This is a genomic window from Streptomyces halobius (genome assembly GCF_023277745.1).
In the GTDB taxonomy this organism is placed as follows: Bacteria; Actinomycetota; Actinomycetes; order Streptomycetales; family Streptomycetaceae; genus Streptomyces; species Streptomyces halobius.
The window spans coordinates 3585438-3602286 of the sequence record NZ_CP086322.1 but is presented as its reverse complement, the minus strand read 5'-3'; the positions used below and the strand labels follow the sequence as shown (position 1 = coordinate 3602286).

Sequence of the window (16849 nt, the reverse complement as noted above, 5' to 3'; positions counted from 1 at the left end):
GTACGCAGCAATTACCCACGTCATAGGGGGAGTTGGAAACACCAGTGACCACCTGGACCGACCACAGCGCCGACCGGCCGCTCACCTTCAGCGCGCCGAGCGGAATCGACCGCTCCGCCCACCACCGCCTCGACGAGGCATGGCTCGCGGCGGCCTGGAGCCATCCGACCACGCGCGTCTTCGTGGTGTCCGGCGGCCAGGCGCTGATCGACGACACCCCCGACGGCCGCACCGAGCTGATCACGACGCCGTCCTTCGAGGCGCCGGTGACCGAGGCGCACCGCTACTACCTCGGCACCGACGGGGACGGCGTCAGCTACTTCGCGCTCCAGAAGGACGCCCTGCCCGGCCGTATGGACCAGTCCGCCCGGCCCGCCGGACTCCGCGAGGCCGGTCTGCTGCTCTCCCCGCGCGACGCCGGGCTCCTCGTCCACGCGGTGGCTCTGGAGAACTGGCAGCGGCTGCACCGCTTCTGCTCACGCTGCGGTGAGCGCACCGTCATCGCCGCCGCGGGCCATATCCGCCGCTGCCCCGCCTGCGGCGCGGAGCACTACCCGCGCACCGATCCGGCCGTGATCATGCTGGTCACCGACGAGGACGACCGCGCGCTCCTGGGCCGCCAGGTCCACTGGCCCGAGGGCCGCTTCTCCACCCTCGCGGGCTTCGTCGAGCCGGGGGAGTCCATCGAGCAGTCGGTGGCACGGGAAGTCTTCGAAGAGGCGGGCGTCGTCGTCGGCGACGTCGAATACATCGCCAGCCAGCCCTGGCCCTTCCCCTCCAGCCTGATGCTGGGCTTCATGGCGCGCGCCACCTCGTCCGCGATCCAGGTGGACGGCGAGGAGATCGAAGAAGCCCGGTGGTTCTCCCGCGAGGATCTGCGCGCCGCCTTCGAATCGGGCGAGGTGCTGCCCCCGTACGGCATCTCGATCGCGGCCCGCCTGATCGAGCTGTGGTACGGCAAGCCGCTGCCCAAGCCGTGAGGGGGCGGCTGGCCGGGTGGCCAGCCGAGAGGGGGCGCTGAACACACCGGGGCGTGCTGAGCGGACGGGGACTGTCGAGCAGACAGGGCCGTCGGCCGGATCCGTGCGACGGATCCGGCCGACGGCCCCTGTGAAGCCGCCCACTCGGAGCGGTCAGGCGCCGACCTTCTGCTTGACCTGCGCCAGAGACGGGTTGGTCAGCGTCGAGCCATCGGCGAAGAGCACGGTCGGCACCGTCTGATTGCCGCCGTTCGCCTTCTCCACGAACGCAGCGGACTCGGGGTCGTTCTCGATGTTGATCTCGGTGTACGCGATGCCCTCGCGGTCCATCTGGCCCTTCAGCCGACGGCAGTAGCCGCACCAGGTCGTGCTGTACATCGTCACAGTGCCCGCCATGCGTCACGTGCTCCTTGGTGAGTCTTGGTTCAATGCCGTCCCACGCCGTGCCCGGCAGGGGAACAATGCCGTCGGACGCCGTAACCGGCGTGGCGCTCCGGCGTGGCGCCAAGGGAAAGAACGCTCGGGGGGCCGAGAGCATTCCCGACCTTTGCTGGGGCCTTCCAGGGCCCCTCTCCCTCCCCACCGCAGGAGCCCCCTCCCCGGGGCTTCCCCGGGCGCCTACCCGGGACCCTCTCTCCCGCAGCAGTCTCCAATTCCCCCCCGGGGGCGGCCGCCCCCCACCCCCCCCACCCCCGCCCCACTCCACCCCCACTCACCTCACCGAGAGTCAGCCGCTCAGGTCGCGGACCTCCGCCGCCGGAGGCCTGCTGTTCAGGACGCGTCTGCCGCAGCCTCGGCGGTGACGATCTCCGGCCCGGTTCGGGCTGGTGACCGCTGAGAGACAGCAAAGCAGAGTGCGGTGGCGGGGGCCGATGGTCATCCACAGCTGCCGGGGCCGGTACGACCGGCATCCGGTGCCTGTGGACAGCTTTCCCGGGCGTCTCGGTGGACCTGGCAGCATGGCGGGGTGACAGCAGCAACGGACTCCTCTCTCTTCCCGCAGGTCCCTGACTCTGCCGACGCGGTGCTCGACGGGCTCGACCCCGAGCAGCGCGAGGTCGCGACGGCCCTGCACGGTCCGGTGTGTGTGCTGGCCGGCGCCGGTACGGGCAAGACGCGAGCGCTCACCCACCGGATCGCGTACGGCGTGCGGGCCGGGATCCTGCAGCCGGCCAGTGTGCTCGCTGTCACGTTCACCGCCCGGGCGGCGGGCGAGATGCGCGGGCGGCTGCGGCAGCTCGGCGCGGGTGGGGTGCAGGCGCGGACCTTTCACTCCGCGGCCCTGCGGCAGCTGCAGTTCTTCTGGCCCAAGGCCGTCGGCGGCGAGCTCCCGCGGCTGCTGGAGCGCAAGGTCCAGCTGGTCGCCGAGGCCGCCGCCCGCTGCCGTATCCGGCTGGACCGCAACGAGCTGCGCGATGTCACGGGCGAGATCGAGTGGTCCAAGGTCACCCAGACCGTGCCCGTCGACTATCCGGCAGCGGTCGCCAAGGCCGGGCGCGAGGCCCCGCGCGACCCGGCCGAGATCGGGCAGATCTACGCCACCTACGAACAGCTCAAGCGCGACCGCGGCACCATCGACTTCGAGGATGTGCTGCTGCTCACCGTCGGTGTGCTCCAGGACCGGCATGACATCGCCGAGCAGGTCCGCGCGCAATACCAGCACTTCGTCGTCGACGAGTACCAGGACGTCAGCCCGCTCCAGCAGCGGCTGCTCGACCTGTGGCTGGGCGACCGTGACAGCCTCTGTGTCGTAGGCGACGCCAGCCAGACGATCTACAGCTTCACGGGTGCCACCCCCGAACACCTGCTGAATTTCCGCACCCGTCATCCGCACGCGACCGTCGTCAAGCTGGTCCGCGACTACCGTTCCACCCCGCAGGTCGTGCACCTCGCCAACGGCCTGCTCTCCCAGGCCAGGGGCCGCGCCGCCGAGCACCGCCTGGAGCTGGTCTCGCAGCGCGAGGCCGGCCCGGAGCCGGTGTTCGTCGAGTACGCCGATGAGCCCACCGAGGCAGAGGGCACCGCCCGCCGGCTCCGCGATCTCATCGCGTCCGGTGTTCCCGCCAGCGAGATCGCGGTGCTCTTCCGTATCAACGCCCAGTCAGAGGTTCACGAACAGGCGCTGGCCGACGCCGGTGTGCCCTATCAGCTGCGGGGCGCCGAGCGGTTCTTCGAGCGCCCGGAGGTGCGCGAGGCCGGCGTCAAGCTGCGCGGAGCCGCCCGCTTCGGTGCCAATGACGCACTGCTCGACGACGCCGTGGATCTGCCGTCCGAGGTGCGGGCGGTGCTCAGCGACATGGGCTGGACCGCCGAGCCGCCGGCCGGCTCGGGTGCCGTGCGTGACCGCTGGGAATCCCTGGCGGCGCTGGTGCGGCTCGCCGAGGACTTCGCCAAGGCCCGCCCCGAAGCCACCCTCGCGGACCTGGTCGCCGAGCTGGACGAGCGCGCCAGCGCCCAGCACGCCCCGACGGTCGAGGGTGTGACGCTTGCTTCGCTGCACGCCGCCAAGGGCCTGGAATGGGACGCCGTGTTCCTGGTCGGTCTCACCGAGGGCATGATGCCGATCACCTACGCCAAGACCGACGAGCAGGTGGAGGAGGAGCGCCGGCTCCTGTATGTCGGCGTGACGCGTGCTCGTCTGCACCTGGGCCTGTCGTGGTCGCTGGCGCGTTCTCCCGGCGGCCGGGCCTCCCGGCGCGCCAGCCGGTTCCTGAACGGTCTGCGGCCCGGTTCCGGGGCGGGGGCCGGGCACCGTGCGCCCGGCGTCGTCCTGGGCGGCGTGGACCGCGGCGGCGCGGCGGCGGGCGCGGGTCGCCGCAGGAGCCGCGGGCCGGCCCGCTGCCGGGTCTGCAACAAGACGCTGACGGCTGCGGGCGACATGAAGCTGATGCGTTGTGAGGACTGCCCCTCGGATCTCGACGAGGCGTTGTACGAGCGGCTGCGGGACTGGCGGGCCGCGCAGGCCGCCCGGTCGCGCCAGCCGGCGTACTGCGTCTTCACGGACAAGACACTGATGGCAATTGCCGAGGCGGTTCCGGGAACCGAAACGGAGCTTGCGTGCATCTCAGGAGTAGGGCGGCGCAAGCTGGACCGGTACGGCACCGATGTACTGGCTCTCTGCGCCGGCGAGGACCTCGCGGGGGTGCTGGAGGAAGGCCCTGAAGGCGCCGCGGAAAACTCGTCGGAAAAATAGTTTGCGCCCGTGGAGCGCATCCCCATAGCCTTCGGGAGACGGAAAACAACGGGCCTTCCGAGATCCGCTGGATCCGTGCTGTACGTGAACATCTGGAGCGGGATTCCCGGTCCACCGAGACGCCGAGAGGAGGCGAGACCAGTGATCAGCATTATCGAGACCAACAAAATGACCGATCTTTCGGTCGTCGCCACCTGTGCCCTCGGCTCCTCGTTCCTTGGCACCGGTCTGTCCGGCTTCGGCCGCCTGTCCGGTTCCGAGGCCGCGCGCCCCGAGTTCCTCGCTGTCCTGACGGCCAGTGAGCGCACCGCGCGACCGACCGAGGCACCTGCGGTAGCAGCAGTGGCGGCAGCGGCGAATGCCGTTGCCTGCAACGCGGCCGTCGGTGCCGGATCCCGGAAGCAGTACCAGACGACGCATGAAATGTGGGCCTACCGCGGCCTCGAACCCTGGAGAGATCCAGCCTGATCGGCACGATCAGGTCGGCACCTTCCAGGGCCGCGGAACCCACACCGGGATCCGCGGCCCTTTTGTTTTGCCCATGCGCCCGCCACCAGCCGGGCCGAACAGACGAGGAACACACCACCGTGCAACTCCAGACGCACACCCCGTCCGTATCGACCGACCTGATTCCTCCGCCCGACCCTCAGGAGAACTCCTTGCTGCCCCTCACCGAGCTCGACGACGAGATCGACCGCCTCGGCGCCGCTGTTCCGTGCCGCACCTACGACCCGGAGGTGTTCTTCGCGGAGTCCCCGGCCGATGTCGAGTACGCCAAGTCGCTGTGCCAGAGCTGTCCCGTCCGGGAGGCCTGCCTCGCCGGCGCGAAGGACCGCCGTGAGCCGTGGGGCGTCTGGGGCGGGGAGCTCTTCGTCCAGGGCGTTGTGGTGCCGCGGAAGCGTCCGCGTGGCCGTCCGCGCAAGAACCCGGTCGCGGCATGAACACCACCGGCACAGGAACGATCGACCGTCCCGTCACACGGGATCCCAAGAAGCAGGACCCCACGATGAACCCGTCTTTCACCGACACACCCGCTCCCGTGAACTCCGGTGCGCTTGAGGCGCGCCAGAACAGGAACCTCGCGATGCAACTCATTCCAGAAGCCCTGGCGCGTGCACAAATGCGTGAACGCCTCCAGGAGGCGGAATCCGAACGCAGGGCCTATCGGCTCGCGACCGCGCGGCGTATGCAGCGCCGTGCCGAACGCGCGTCGCTCCGGGCGCGGCGCGCGCTGGCCATGGCCGTGATGCAGTAACGCGACAACACCGTGTCGCCGCTACGGGGTCCGTCCGACAGGGCGGGCCCCGTGGTGCGTTGCATCCGTCTTCGGGTGGTTGGCGGGGATATCGTCGGACGGTGGACCAGATGACGCATGAACAGGCGGAGTTGACCGGTGGGAACGCGGTGTGCGCCCGCTGCGGTGCGGTCGCCGAGGGAATCCCGCTGACCTGGACCTGCTCCGTCGAGAACGGCGCCCGCCGCTACTTCTGCGACGCCTGCGCGCGGGAGAACCTCCGGGCCATCGAGGGCCGCCTCGACTCCAGCTGGTGGTGAGGCCGGCACCGCCGGCTGCCGCACGGGCGGACGGGGGTGCCGACCAGCGGTCCGCCGCGGACCGGTGGGCTCAGGCCGTGCTCTCCCCGACGGTCTCCTCGGGCATGCCGTCGAGGTCATCGCCTCCTGGCTCCTGGACGGGCACAAAGCCGGGCATCCACTCCTCCAGCTCATCGCGCAGCCGTACCGTCGCCCCCAACTGGCACAGCACCCCGATGGTGCTCAATGTCACACGGTGTATCAGGAGGTAGGCGGGCGGCAGATTGAGCCGTTTGCCCAACTGGTATGCGGGGGAGCGCGGGTCGCCGACGCGGGTCGCCTGATTCCGCATCCAGTCGCGGGTGAAGGTGAACGCCTCGACCTGTGCCGGCTCGATGATCGGCAGCAGATAGTCCAGTACCGAGTCCGGATCCAGCGCGATGGACTCCTTGACGAAACCCTCCTCGCACAGCAGCTGATAGACCGCCTCGGCCTCGCCGTCCAGCGTCATCCGCAGCGAGGTGCCGATCGTCGGCGGCAGCCCGTCGGGCAGCCGGTCGACGGTCCCGAAGTCCAGGACCCCCAGCCGCCATTTCTCGGCGGGGCCGTCCGGGGAGTCCCCGGCCAGCAGCCGGAAGTTGCCCGGGTGCGGATCGGCGTGCAGCAGGCCGGTACGGGCGGGCCCGGAGAAGAGGAACCGTGCCAGCAGCTGGCCGGCCCGGTCCCGCTGTTCCTGACTGCCGTCCGCGATCACCTCGGACAGCGGCATTCCGTCTATCCATTCGGTCACCAGCACCTGGTCGCTCTGGTGCACCACGGCCGGCACCACCACATCCGGATCGTCCGCGAACACCTCGGCATGCGCCCGCTGGGCGTCCGCCTCCAGGGCGTAGTCCAGCTCCTCCGAGACCCGGTCGCGCAGTTCCGCGATCAGCGGCTTGACGTCCATCCCCGGGATCAGGGGGCCCAACAGCCGTGCGAACCGGCTCAGCTGCGCCAGATCCGACAGCAGCGCCTGCCCCGCCCCCGGGTACTGCACCTTGACGGCCACCTCGCGGCCGTCGTGCCACACCGCCCGGTGCACCTGCCCGATCGACGCCGCCGCCGACGGCTTGTCCTCGAACTCCTCGAACAGCTCCCGCCAGTCCTCGCCGAGCCGTTCCGCCAGGACGGAGTGGACCGTGCTGGTCGGCATCGGCGGAGCCGCTTCCTGAAGCTTCGTCAGCGCGGCGCGGTACGGGCCGGCGATCTCCTCGGGCAGCGCCGACTCGAACACGGACAGCGCCTGACCGAACTTCATCGCGCCGCCCTTCAGCTCACCGAGCACCTTGAAGAGCTGCTCCGCGGTGCGCTGTTGGAGCTCACGGCCGACGATTTCGGCGGATCGCCCGCCGATCCGTTTGCCCAGGCCCCAGGTGGCACGGCCGGCGAACCCCAGTGGCAGCGCGGCCAGCTTGGCGGTGCGGGTGACCGCCTTGCGGGGAAGATCAGACATGCGCCCCTCCAACTCACACTGTCCCTCTGCCGGGGTTACTCGGTCATTGTTGCGTGTCCCGGCCGTGGATCCGAGGCGCCTGTCCCATCAACCTGAGCGGCGGCGCCACAGCCGCACTCCGGGTGCGGCGCGATCCGCACCGTCCGCACACTCGCACACGGCTGCGCGAGTTCCATCCGCGCGCCCGTGCACGGCGGGAGTTCGCCGTCGAGGAATGTCAGCGCCTGGGCGGCGGCCAGCCCCGCCACCGTCGTGGCCAACGCGGCGTCACAGGCCGGCACCGCCGGGGAACCACGCCCGGACCGCCATTGTGCGAGCAGCCGCGGCCAGGCCGGCTCCGCGTCCGTACGCCGCAGTTCGTCACAGCGGGCGCACGCCGAACCGCCGGGCACCACAAGCGGGCCCACCACACCCGTGCCCTCGATCACGCCGGCGTACAGATGCGGGATCCCGGCCGTCAGCAGCGGTTCGGACAGCACGGGGTCGGGGGCGTAGGCGCCGAGACCGTCGCGTGGGGTGAGGACCACCAGGGAGAGGCCCGGCTCACCGGACTCGCTCACCGGGACGCGCGGGCGCGGCCGGCGCTGCCAGGGAGAGGACTGGTGGACCAGCCGCTCCGCTGAGGCGGCGCGCGGTTCGCCGATCCGCTCGGCCGGCAGCCCGCCGGGCACCACGTCCCACGGCTCGACCTTTCCGCCGTCCCGTACCTCCACCTGACCGATGCCCGAGGCCGAGAGCAGCGCCGCGACCGCCCCAGCCCCTTGACCCGGGCCCGGACCGACCGGCGCGCCGCCATCCGGCCCACCGCGCCCGCCGCCTCCGGATGCCGCACCGACAGCGAGGCCAGGTCGGGCCGGAGCCGTTCGCATGCGGGCCCGTCGGCGCGTACCGCGTCGGCCGGCGGGCCGCCCGCCGCCGGTGCCTCCAGCAGCCCGGCCGCGCCGAGCCGGTCCACCACCCCCCGGGCGTGCGCGGGCGGGAGGTCGAGTGCGTGGGCGGCCTCCTCCAACTGCCGCATGCTGCGCGTCCCGTCGATCATCCCGAGGAAGCTGCCGGTTGCCGTATCGACCGGGCCGACCACCACCGCGTGGGCCGGCGCCACACCGAACCGCACTGTTTCCCTGTCCCGCCAGCCGCGCCGCAGCGCGGGCTTGAGCATCGGATGCATGGCATCCGCCCCCGTCCTTCGTCGTCCGGCTTCCAGCATGCGCCCGACGCGGAGTGTCCGTCGGACGTTATCCACAGGCAGGAGGTAATAGTCATACAAGCCGTGCACGCCATGGGGTGTTTCGGTGGCGAACCGTCCGCGAGGCGGGACTTCCCGCAGTGCCAGCGGGTAACGTCGGTCGCGTGCCCGCCGACCCTTCCCCCCGCGGCTCCGGGGAGACGCCCTTGCGCCGCGCCGCAGACGCATCGCGCCGGGCTGCCCCGAGCCCGAAGAGCCGCGGATCAGGGACGAGCGCGGTCGAGGTGCGCCGTAGTTCACGGCGGCGCAGAACGGTCTCCGCGTACCGCGAGGGCGACCGCACGGTCGTCCTGATTCCGGCCCGTATGTCCGAGGCCGAGGAGCAGCGCTGGGTCACCGTCATGCTGGACAAGCTCGCCGCCCAGGAGAGCAAGCGGATGCTGGGCGACAGCGATCTGGCCGAGCGGGCGGAGCGGCTGTCCGGCCAGTTCCTGGAGGGCCGGGCCCGGCCCGCGTCGGTGCGCTGGGTCACCAACCAGAACACCCGCTGGGGGTCGTGCACCCCGGCCGAGGGCAGTATCCGCTTGTCGCACCGCCTGCAGGGCATGCCGGAGTACGTCATCGACTACGTCCTGCTGCACGAGCTCGCGCATCTCCTCGTCCCCGGCCACGGCCCGCGGTTCTGGCGGCTGTTGGAGAGCTATCCGCGTACGGAGCGGGCCCGCGGTTACCTCGAAGGTGTGGTCGCCGCCGACCGATTGCCGCATTTGCCCGCCGCTCGCAGCGAATGACCCACTCTCCGGCCGTCTTCTGAGCCGCCCCACCATCGCACCGTGTCAGTGGGAACGGCTAGCCTGGCGCGCACACACCAACTCACAGCGGGAGCGGGGGACGGTCGTTACGTATGGCCAGGGAATTCCAGCGCGGCCACAAGGCCAAGATCAGTGATCTGACGGCGGGGACGGATCTGTACGTCGGAGTGCAGATCGCCGGTCCCGGGCTGACCTTCGACATCAGCTGCTTCGGTCTGGACGCCGACGAGCGACTGTCCGACGACCGTTACTTCATCTTCTTCAACCAGCCCAAGTCGCCCGAGGAGGCGATCCAGCAGCTCGGCCCGCAGGCCGGTGACACCCAGTCCTTCCGGGTCACCCTCGACCGCATCCCGCAGCACATCCAGAAGCTCTCGTTCACCGCCGCGCTCGACGGCGCGGGCCAGGTGTCGCAGATCGGTCCCGGCTACCTCCGTATCGTGGCCGGCGGTGAAGAGGTCGCCCGCTACTCCTTCGACGGCAGCGAGTTCAGCACCGAGCGCGCCGTCATGCTCGGCGACTTCTACCTCAAGGACGTCTGGCGGTTCGCCGCGGTCGGCCAGGGATTCGACGGCGGCCTGGAGGCGCTGCTGAAGAACTTCGGCGGCGAGGTCGCCGAAGAGGCGGAAGCGGCCGCACCGCCCGCCCCGGCACAGGACGCGCCCGGCTTCGCGCCGCCGGCCGGGGGAGCCCCCGCGCCGTCCTTCGGCGCCCCCGCCCCCGTACCGCCGCAGCAGCCCGCGCCCGACTTCGGCCCGCCCCCGGGAGCGCCCCCCGCCGCACCGCAGCCCCCGCCCGCCCCGCAGGCTCCCCAGCCGGCCCCCGCCCCGCAGGCTCCGCCGCAGCAGCCGGCCGCCCCGCAGGTCCACAACGCGCCGACCATCGCCGCGCCGATGGCCCCGCCCGGAGGCCAGGTGCCGCCTCCCGGTGTGCCCGGCCAGCAGCCGCAGGCCCCGTACGGCCAGCCGGCGCCCGGCGGCGTCCCGGGCCAGCCGGCCCCGCAGGCACCGTACGGCCAGCCCGCCCCCGCCCCCGGCGGCTACGGCGGCGCTCCCCAAGGACAGCCCGGCCAGCCCGCCCCGTACGGCCAGCAGCCCCCCGGCGCCCCGTATGCGGGCCAGGCCGCGGCCTGGCCCGAGGGCCTTCGGCAAGGTCCGGTCCAGGGGGGACTCCCATCCCAGGGCGGCGGCCCCGGCCTCGGCGTCGTACTGCAGAAGTACAAGGAAGGCCCCACGGGCCAGCGCTGGACCTCGCAGAACCCCCAGCTGGTCCGGGCCGATCTCGGTGTCGACGGCCGGCCGGTGCTCGCCCGCCAGGGCAGCATGGTGCTCTACCAGGGCAAGGTCGACTTCGGTTACAAGGGCGCCGGCTTCCGCGGCCGGATCACGGGCGGTGCCACCGGCCAGGAGATGCAGCTGATGCGCTGCTCCGGCCAGGGCCAGGTCTTCTTCGCGGAGAACAGCGCCTATCTGCACCCCATCGAGCTGCAGGGCGACGCCATCTGCGTGTCGGCCGACAGCGTCCTCGCCTTCGACGAGTCGCTGCAGCACGAGGTCCGCCGGATCGAGGGCCACGGCATCCCCGGTGGCGCCCTGTTCACCATGCAGTTCCACGGCACCGGCACGATCATCGTCAAGACCCGTGGCACGCCGGTCGTGCTGCCGGTCACCCCGACCACCTTCGCCGACGCCAACGCCATCGTGGCCTGGTCCGCGGCCTCGCAGGTGATCATCTCCAGCCAGGTGAGCGTACGCCGGCACGCCTATCCGGGACACTCCGGCGAGACCGTGAACCTCCAGTTCCGCGGCGCGCCCGGCAACTTCATCGTCGTCCAGCCCTACGAGGTCTGAGGGAGCCCGTAACCATGATCCAGCAGCTGTCGGGCTACGCCCCGACCCCGCCCGCCGCCCGTATGGAGAACCACGGCAACGCCATGGTCAAGATCGCCATGCAGAGCGGCCAGGACGTCTTCGCCCGCACCGGCTCGATGGTCGCCTACGAAGGCTTCGTCCAGTACGAGCCCAACCCGCCCGCCGTGCGTCAGATGGCCTCCCAGTGGCTCACCGGCGAGGGTGCCCCGCTGATGAAGTGCTCCGGCGACGGCCTGCTCTTCCTCGCCGACTACGGCGCCGATGTGGTCTGCATCAACCTCAACGACGACGCCCTCTCCGTCAACGGCACCAACATCCTGGCCTTTGACGCCCACCTCCAGTGGGGCGTGCAGCGCGTCAAGGGCATGGCCAAGTTCGCCGGCCAGGGGCTCTTCAACGTCGGCATCTCCGGCACCGGCTGGGTCGCGCTGACCTCCCGGGGCACGCCCGTCGTGGTCGACTGCGGCCGCGGCGAGGACGAGACCTATGTGGATCCGGACGCCCTCGTCGCCTGGTCGACGAACCTGAAGATGAAGGGCAAGCGCAGCTTCAAGGCGTCCTCGATGATCGGACGCGGCAGCGGCGAGGCGTACCAACTCGGCTTCTCCGGCCAGGGGTTCGTCGTCGTCCAGCCCAGCGAGGACAGCACCGACCGGCTCCGGGCCCGGGGCTGAGGGGGAGGACCGAACACGCCATGCAGAGTCCGCTTTTCGCCTTCACCGAGACGCAGTCCCAGGACCGCTACGCCCTGCAGAACGAACAGCTGCTGCGGGTCGCCCTCCAGGGCCACGAGGACCTCCTCGCGCGCAAGGGGGCGATGGTCGCCTACCAGGGGCTGCTCGAATTCGAGGGCGACTACCAGACGCAGGGCCAGCGGCGGGCCCGCGCCCACTCCGGCGAGGGCCTCGACCTGATGCGCATCTCCGGGCAGGGCACGGTCTATCTGGCCAACCTCGCCCAGTACATCCACGTCGTCGACGTCGACCACCACGGACTGACCGTCGACAGCAGCTATGTCCTGGCGCTGGACTCCGCCCTCCACTGGGACGTCGTCTCCGTCGACAGCCAGTACGGCATCTCCGGCACCGGCAAGTACCAGCTCAACATCTCCGGGCAGGGCCAGGTTGTGCTGATGACCTCCGGCCAGCCGCTGATGCTGCAGGTCACGCCCGAGAAGTACGTCAACGCCGACGCGGACGCGGTGGTCGCCTGGTCCAAGTCGCTGCGGGTGCAGATGCAGGCGCAGACACACTCCTCCGGGGTGTGGCGGCGGCGCGGCAACACCGGTGAGGGCTGGGAGCTCAGCTTCCTCGGGCAGGGCTATGCGCTCGTGCAGCCCAGCGAGCTGCTGCCGCCGCAGAACGCCGTCATCGGCTCCGGCATGGCCGCCCAGTTCGGCGTGGGGCAGCAGGGCGCCCGGGGGCAGAACCAGGGCAACATCTTCACCAACTGACGCCCGCCTGACGTGCATACGGCGCCCGTCCCGGGGAGGGACGGGCGCCGTATGCGCATCCGCTGAAGGAGCGCCCGGGTGCGTGCTGCCTACAGGAGCGCGCGGGCGCGCTCCACCAGTCGCACCACCGACGCGTCGGCGACACCGGGCACCTCGTCGTACGCGAACCACCGCAGGTCCAGCGACTCGTCGCTGATCTCCGCCACTGCGTCCCCGGGCGCCAGCGCCGCGTACTGGACGTCCAAATGCCAGGCGCACGGCGTGTGATGACGGTCCAGCCGCACCGGCCCGCCGGGCAGCAGCGTCAGCCCCTGCGCGATTCCGGACTCCTCACGCGCCTCCCGCAGCGCGGCGTCCGCCAAGGAGGCGTCCTCCGGCTCGCAGTGACCGCCCATCTGGAGCCACATCTCCAGCTTGCGGTGCAGCGTGAGCAGCACCCGGCCGCCGGCCGGATCGATCACCAGCGCACTCGCCGTGAGATGCCCGTCCCGGCAGGGCTTCCACATGCCGTCCTGATGGGCGGCGAGATGATCCAGATACGACAGCCGCAGCCGCTCCTGACCGGGCGACGGCGCGGGCCACTCCTTGAGCACCCGCGCCGCGTCCTCGCGCAGACTCACGGGCCGTCGTCACCCTTGCTCTCGCCGGGGGCCTGCTCCGGACCGTCCTGCTCGTCCGCCGGCTTGCTCCTGTCCGGTGTGCCGCCGCTCGCCGCCTCGCCCAGCATCTTGTCGAGCTCGGAGAAGTCCGGCTGCTCGTGGTGCACAAAGCCGTCCGGGTCGTCCAGGTCCGCCGCCGTCGGCAGCATGTCCGGGTGCGCCCACAGGCCGTCGCGGCCGTCCAGGCCGCGCGCGTCGGTCAGCGACGCCCACAGTCGCGAGGCGTCCCGCAGCCGCCGCGGACGCAGCTGCAGGCCGATCAGCGTCGAGAACGTCTGCTCGGCCGGGCCACCGCTCGCCCGGCGCCGCCGCAGCGTCTCACGGAGCTTGTCCGCCGACGGCAGATGCGGCTTGGCCGCGGCGTGCACCACCGCGTCCACCCAGCCCTCGACCAGCGCCAGCGCGGTCTCCAGACGGGCCAGCGCGGCCTTCTGCTCCGGGGTGTCCTCGGGCTGGAACATGCCCTGCTGCAGGGCGTTCTGCAGCTCCTCGGGATGCTGCGGGTCGAGCTGGCCGACCACGTCCTCCAGCTTGGTCGTGTCGACCTTGATGCCGCCCGCATAACCCTCGACGGCACCGAACAGGTGCGAGCGCAGCCACGGCACATGGGCGAAGAGCCGCTGATGGGCGGCCTCGCGCAGGGCCAGATACAGCCGCACTTCCTCTTCCGGCACGCCCAGGCCCGCACCGAACGCGGCGACGTTCCCCGGCAGCAGCGCGGCCTTGCCGGCCGGCCCCAGCGGCAGCCCGATGTCCGTCGAGCCGACGACCTCGCCCGCCAGGACGCCCAGCGCCTGTCCGATCTGGGTGCCGAACATCGCGCCACCCATGGAACGCATCATCCCGAGCAGCGGGCCCGCCATGGCCTGCATCTCCCCGGGCAGCACCTCGCCCATGGCCGCCCCGACCCGCTCGGCCAGCGGGTTGACCAGGTCCTGCCACACCGGCAGGGTCTCCTCGACCCACTCGGCGCGGCTCCACGCCACCACCGAGCCGGAGCCCGACGGCAGGGACGTCACGCCGTCCAGCCACAGGTCCGCCAGCCGCACGGCCTCCTCGACCGCGGACCGCTCACCCGGGGACACGCTCGTGTCCTTGCTGCCGTCCTCGGCGCCCTGCGCGACGGTCTGCCGCGCGATGTCCTTGGCCATGTCCCAGTTCACCGGGCCGCCCTCGTACGACAGCATCTGGCCGAGCTTCTGGAACGCGGCGCCCAGGTCGCCAGGGTTCATCTCGCCACCGGGGCCGCCCATGCCGCCGAAGAGCGCCGCGAACGGATTGTCCGCGCCGCCGCTCCCGCCGCCGAACCCGAACGGGTCCGCGGGGCCCTGGCTACCTCCCTGGCCGCCCTTCTTCTTGCCGTTGTCGCCGTCCTCCGGCTCCTCCGGCGGAAGGCCGAATCCAAATGGGGTGTCACTCACGGGTTTCCTCGGCTCGTAGGGCCGCCGACCGGATGGCCGACGGCGGCTGCCCGACATCACCTCCAGCGTAGGGCCTGGCCGGTGGATCAGGGCCGGGCCCGCGGCGTCTGGCACGGCACCTCGCGGCGTTGCCGAAACGCCCTGACAGCTCTGCTGTCAGCACGCTCCGGCGCCTTGCGATACCGCACCAGACGCCGCGGCCTTTGCGGCTCTGACCCACCGGCCAGACCCCGGACACCCGGACCGCTTCGGGGCTCGGTGCTTCGCTGGCCCGGTGGCTGCGGCAGGATGGACGCCACCTGGTACGTACGCGTCAGCACGCGTACGCACTGAATTCAACCGCTGGAGACGCCCGGTGAGTTCCCCAGATCCGACCGTTCGCGCAGCGCGAAACGCTGCGGCCAAGACCGAGAAGGCAGGCAATGCCCCAGGCGGCGCCACGGACCGGCCGATGCGCCGGCCCGTCGTCGCCGTCACCGGCGCCGCGTCCGGGGTCGGCGCGCTGCTCACCCGCGCCCTCGTCGCGTCCGACGAGGTCAAGCAGGTGGTGGCCATCGACGAGCGGCGCGGCGACGTCGCCGAGGCGCACTGGCATGTGCTGGACGTACGCGACCCCGCCATCGCCGACAAACTGCGCGGAGCGGACGTCGTCGTCCACCTGGCGCTCGACCTCGACCTGGAGACCGACGCCGCGGCCCGCACCGCCTACAACGTGCGCGGCACCCAGACCGTCCTCACCGCCGCCGCGGCGGCCGGCGTCCACCGGGTCGTGCTGTGCACCTCCGCCATGGTCTACGGGGCGCTGCCCGACAACGACGTGCCCTTGGCCGAGGACGCCGAGCTGCGCGCCACCGCGGACGCCACCGGCGTCGGCGACCTCCTGGAGATCGAGCACCTGGCGCGCCGCGCGCCCCGCGCACACCCGGGCCTGAACGTCACGGTCCTGCGCCCCACCGTCCTGGTGGGCGGCACCGACACCGCCCTGACCCGCTATTTCGAGTCGCCCCGCCTCCTGGTCGTCGCCGGATCCCGCCCCGCCTGGCAGTTCTGCCATGTCGAGGACCTGGTCAGCGCCCTGGAGTACGCCGCCCTGGAGCGGGTCGACGGTGAGCTCGCGGTCGGCTGCGACGGCTGGCTGGAGCAGGAGGAGGTCGAGGAGCTGTCCGGGATCCGGCGCATGGAGCTGCCGTCCTCGGTGGCCCTCGGCGCCGCCGCCCGGCTGCACCGCATCGGGCTGACGCCGTCGCCCGCCGGGGACCTCGCCTACACGATGCATCCCTGGGTGGTCAGCGGCAGCCGGCTGCACGAGGCGGGCTGGCGGCCGCGGTGGACGAACGAGGAGGTGCTCGCCGAGCTCCTGGAGGAGGTCGCGGGCCGCCACACCGTCGCCGGCCGCCGGCTGGGCCGCAAGGACGCCACCGCGGCCGGTGCCGCCGGCGCCACCGTCGCGCTGCTCGGCACCGCCGCGCTGGTACGGCGCGCCCGCAAGGCCCGCCGCCACCTCTGACCGGACCGGGCGCGGCCGCGCCACGGGCCGTCGGCCAGGCTGTACGAGCCTCCAGCTGTACGAGCCTCCATGTGCTGTACGAGCCTCCATGTGCGGGCGGGTACGCCCGGTGGAAACGGCCATTCCCCGGCGCCCCCCCCGGTACGGCACGATGGAGGCATGTCTGGCACGCACTCCGCTCCGTCCCCCGGCCGTGACCACCCCGGTGAGCGGGCCGCCCCGGACCCGATCCGGCTGCTCGCGATCCGCGACACGGCCCTGTCCGTGGACGAGGTCTTCGCGGCCGTCGGCGACCCCGCGGCCGGCGGTACCGCCCTGTTCGTCGGCACGGTCCGCTCGCACGACGGCGGCACCGACGTCGACGCCCTGAGCTACTCCGCGCATCCGACCGCCGAGGCCGAGATGCGCGGTATCGCCGAGAAGGTCGTCGCCGACTTCCCCGTCCGCGCGCTGGCCGCCGTCCACCGGGTGGGCGATCTGTCCATCGGCGACCTGGCCGTCGTCGTCGCGGTCTCCTGCCCGCACCGCGGCGAGGCTTTCGAGGCGTGCCGCAAGCTGATCGATGACCTCAAGCACCAGGTCCCCATCTGGAAGCATCAGACGTTTTCGGATGGGACCGACGAATGGGTCGGCGCGTAGCGGCGTCTTCCAGCCCTCTGGCCCCACTCCTCGAACGCCGACCGCGACCATTGGGTTGCGTTCGGGTTGCGTAACCCGTCCCCTGGCGTGAGCGTTGACC

16 protein-coding genes and 1 pseudogene are annotated in these 16849 nt (G+C 71.8%); 12 read left to right on the top strand and 5 right to left on the bottom strand.

Going from position 1 to position 16849, the window contains the following annotated elements; all coding sequences use genetic code 11:
- The first annotated feature begins 44 nt into the window (after positions 1–44).
- Entirely contained in the window at positions 45–980 is a 936-nt protein-coding gene (nudC, locus tag K9S39_RS16410; RefSeq protein WP_248864101.1) for an NAD(+) diphosphatase, read from the top strand.
- Between the two features lie 153 nt (positions 981–1133).
- On the opposite strand, the gene K9S39_RS16405 is transcribed toward nudC, so the two are convergent.
- Positions 1134–1376: a mycoredoxin gene (locus K9S39_RS16405; protein WP_248864100.1), complete on the bottom strand. Its 243-nt coding sequence runs from the start codon at positions 1374–1376 to the stop codon at positions 1134–1136.
- 571 nt (positions 1377–1947) lie between these two features.
- Here K9S39_RS16405 and K9S39_RS16400 point away from each other — a divergent pair.
- The 5 genes from K9S39_RS16400 (at position 1948) to K9S39_RS16380 (ending at position 5727) form a co-directional block, all read left to right on the top strand.
- Positions 1948–4173, top strand: coding sequence for an ATP-dependent DNA helicase UvrD2 (locus K9S39_RS16400; RefSeq protein ID WP_248864099.1), 2226 nt, complete (start codon positions 1948–1950; stop codon positions 4171–4173).
- A gap of 141 nt (positions 4174–4314) precedes the next feature.
- A complete protein-coding gene (locus K9S39_RS16395; protein WP_248864098.1) occupies positions 4315–4641 on the top strand; it encodes a hypothetical protein in 327 nt (108 codons plus the stop codon).
- A 119-nt stretch (positions 4642–4760) separates the two neighbouring features.
- A complete protein-coding gene (locus K9S39_RS16390) occupies positions 4761–5114 on the top strand; it encodes a WhiB family transcriptional regulator (RefSeq protein WP_283112326.1) in 354 nt (117 codons plus the stop codon).
- Complete coding sequence (locus K9S39_RS16385; RefSeq protein WP_248864097.1) at positions 5111–5428, top strand: hypothetical protein; 318 nt, start codon at positions 5111–5113, stop codon at positions 5426–5428. The genes K9S39_RS16390 and K9S39_RS16385 overlap by 4 nt, the downstream gene beginning before the upstream one ends.
- A gap of 110 nt (positions 5429–5538) precedes the next feature.
- Positions 5539–5727: a hypothetical protein gene (locus tag K9S39_RS16380; RefSeq protein WP_248864096.1), complete on the top strand. Its 189-nt coding sequence runs from the start codon at positions 5539–5541 to the stop codon at positions 5725–5727.
- 70 nt (positions 5728–5797) lie between these two features.
- Here K9S39_RS16380 and K9S39_RS16375 read toward each other — a convergent pair whose 3' ends face one another.
- The gene (locus tag K9S39_RS16375) at positions 5798–7201 is read right to left on the bottom strand and encodes an ABC1 kinase family protein (protein WP_248864095.1); all 1404 of its coding nucleotides are present in this window, start codon (positions 7199–7201) and stop codon (positions 5798–5800) included.
- A 35-nt stretch (positions 7202–7236) separates the two neighbouring features.
- Positions 7237–8369: pseudogene (locus K9S39_RS16370) on the bottom strand (TOMM precursor leader peptide-binding protein).
- 182 nt (positions 8370–8551) lie between these two features.
- Between K9S39_RS16370 and K9S39_RS16365 the strand changes: the two are divergent.
- The 4 genes from K9S39_RS16365 to K9S39_RS16350 all read left to right on the top strand — a co-directional run bounded on the left by K9S39_RS16365 (position 8552) and on the right by K9S39_RS16350 (position 12523).
- Positions 8552–9178: a M48 metallopeptidase family protein gene (locus K9S39_RS16365; RefSeq protein WP_248864094.1), complete on the top strand. Its 627-nt coding sequence runs from the start codon at positions 8552–8554 to the stop codon at positions 9176–9178.
- Positions 9179–9291: 113 nt separating this feature from the next.
- On the top strand, positions 9292–11049 hold the full coding sequence (locus tag K9S39_RS16360) for a TerD family protein (protein WP_248864093.1): 1758 nt from the start codon (positions 9292–9294) through the stop codon (positions 11047–11049).
- Positions 11050–11063: 14 nt separating this feature from the next.
- Complete coding sequence (locus tag K9S39_RS16355) at positions 11064–11744, top strand: AIM24 family protein (RefSeq protein ID WP_248864092.1); 681 nt, start codon at positions 11064–11066, stop codon at positions 11742–11744.
- A 20-nt stretch (positions 11745–11764) separates the two neighbouring features.
- On the top strand, positions 11765–12523 hold the full coding sequence (locus tag K9S39_RS16350; protein ID WP_248864091.1) for an AIM24 family protein: 759 nt from the start codon (positions 11765–11767) through the stop codon (positions 12521–12523).
- 89 nt (positions 12524–12612) lie between these two features.
- On the opposite strand, the gene K9S39_RS16345 is transcribed toward K9S39_RS16350, so the two are convergent.
- Together K9S39_RS16345 and K9S39_RS16340 are read right to left on the bottom strand one after the other, a co-directional pair.
- On the bottom strand, positions 12613–13143 hold the full coding sequence (locus tag K9S39_RS16345; protein WP_248864090.1) for an NUDIX hydrolase: 531 nt from the start codon (positions 13141–13143) through the stop codon (positions 12613–12615).
- Positions 13140–14603 (bottom strand): zinc-dependent metalloprotease, encoded by a 1464-nt coding sequence (locus K9S39_RS16340; protein ID WP_248864089.1) that lies wholly within the window; start codon positions 14601–14603, stop codon positions 13140–13142. Before K9S39_RS16340 ends, K9S39_RS16345 begins: the two co-directional genes overlap by 4 nt.
- 355 nt (positions 14604–14958) lie before the next feature.
- Here K9S39_RS16340 and K9S39_RS16335 point away from each other — a divergent pair, with 355 nt between their 5' ends.
- Both K9S39_RS16335 and K9S39_RS16330 read left to right on the top strand, forming a co-directional pair.
- On the top strand, positions 14959–16110 hold the full coding sequence (locus tag K9S39_RS16335) for an SDR family oxidoreductase (protein WP_248864088.1): 1152 nt from the start codon (positions 14959–14961) through the stop codon (positions 16108–16110).
- Between the two features lie 159 nt (positions 16111–16269).
- Positions 16270–16749 carry a molybdenum cofactor biosynthesis protein MoaE gene (locus K9S39_RS16330; RefSeq protein WP_248864087.1) on the top strand — a complete coding sequence of 160 codons (480 nt, stop codon included), beginning with the start codon at positions 16270–16272 and terminating at the stop codon, positions 16747–16749.
- Positions 16750–16849: the final 100 nt, after the last annotated feature.

Excerpts from the sequence above, each read along its gene's own strand:
- K9S39_RS16405 (WP_248864100.1), bottom strand. The coding sequence starts at position 1,376 with ATGGCGGGCACTGTGACGATGTACAGCACGACCTGGTGCGGCTACTGC.
- K9S39_RS16385 (WP_248864097.1), top strand. The coding sequence starts at position 5,111 with ATGAACACCACCGGCACAGGAACGATCGACCGTCCCGTCACACGGGAT.
- K9S39_RS16380 (WP_248864096.1), top strand. The coding sequence starts at position 5,539 with ATGACGCATGAACAGGCGGAGTTGACCGGTGGGAACGCGGTGTGCGCC.
- K9S39_RS16375 (WP_248864095.1), bottom strand. The coding sequence starts at position 7,201 with ATGTCTGATCTTCCCCGCAAGGCGGTCACCCGCACCGCCAAGCTGGCC.
- K9S39_RS16360 (WP_248864093.1), top strand. The coding sequence starts at position 9,292 with ATGGCCAGGGAATTCCAGCGCGGCCACAAGGCCAAGATCAGTGATCTG.
- K9S39_RS16355 (WP_248864092.1), top strand. The coding sequence starts at position 11,064 with ATGATCCAGCAGCTGTCGGGCTACGCCCCGACCCCGCCCGCCGCCCGT.
- K9S39_RS16350 (WP_248864091.1), top strand. The coding sequence starts at position 11,765 with ATGCAGAGTCCGCTTTTCGCCTTCACCGAGACGCAGTCCCAGGACCGC.
- K9S39_RS16330 (WP_248864087.1), top strand. The coding sequence starts at position 16,270 with ATGTCTGGCACGCACTCCGCTCCGTCCCCCGGCCGTGACCACCCCGGT.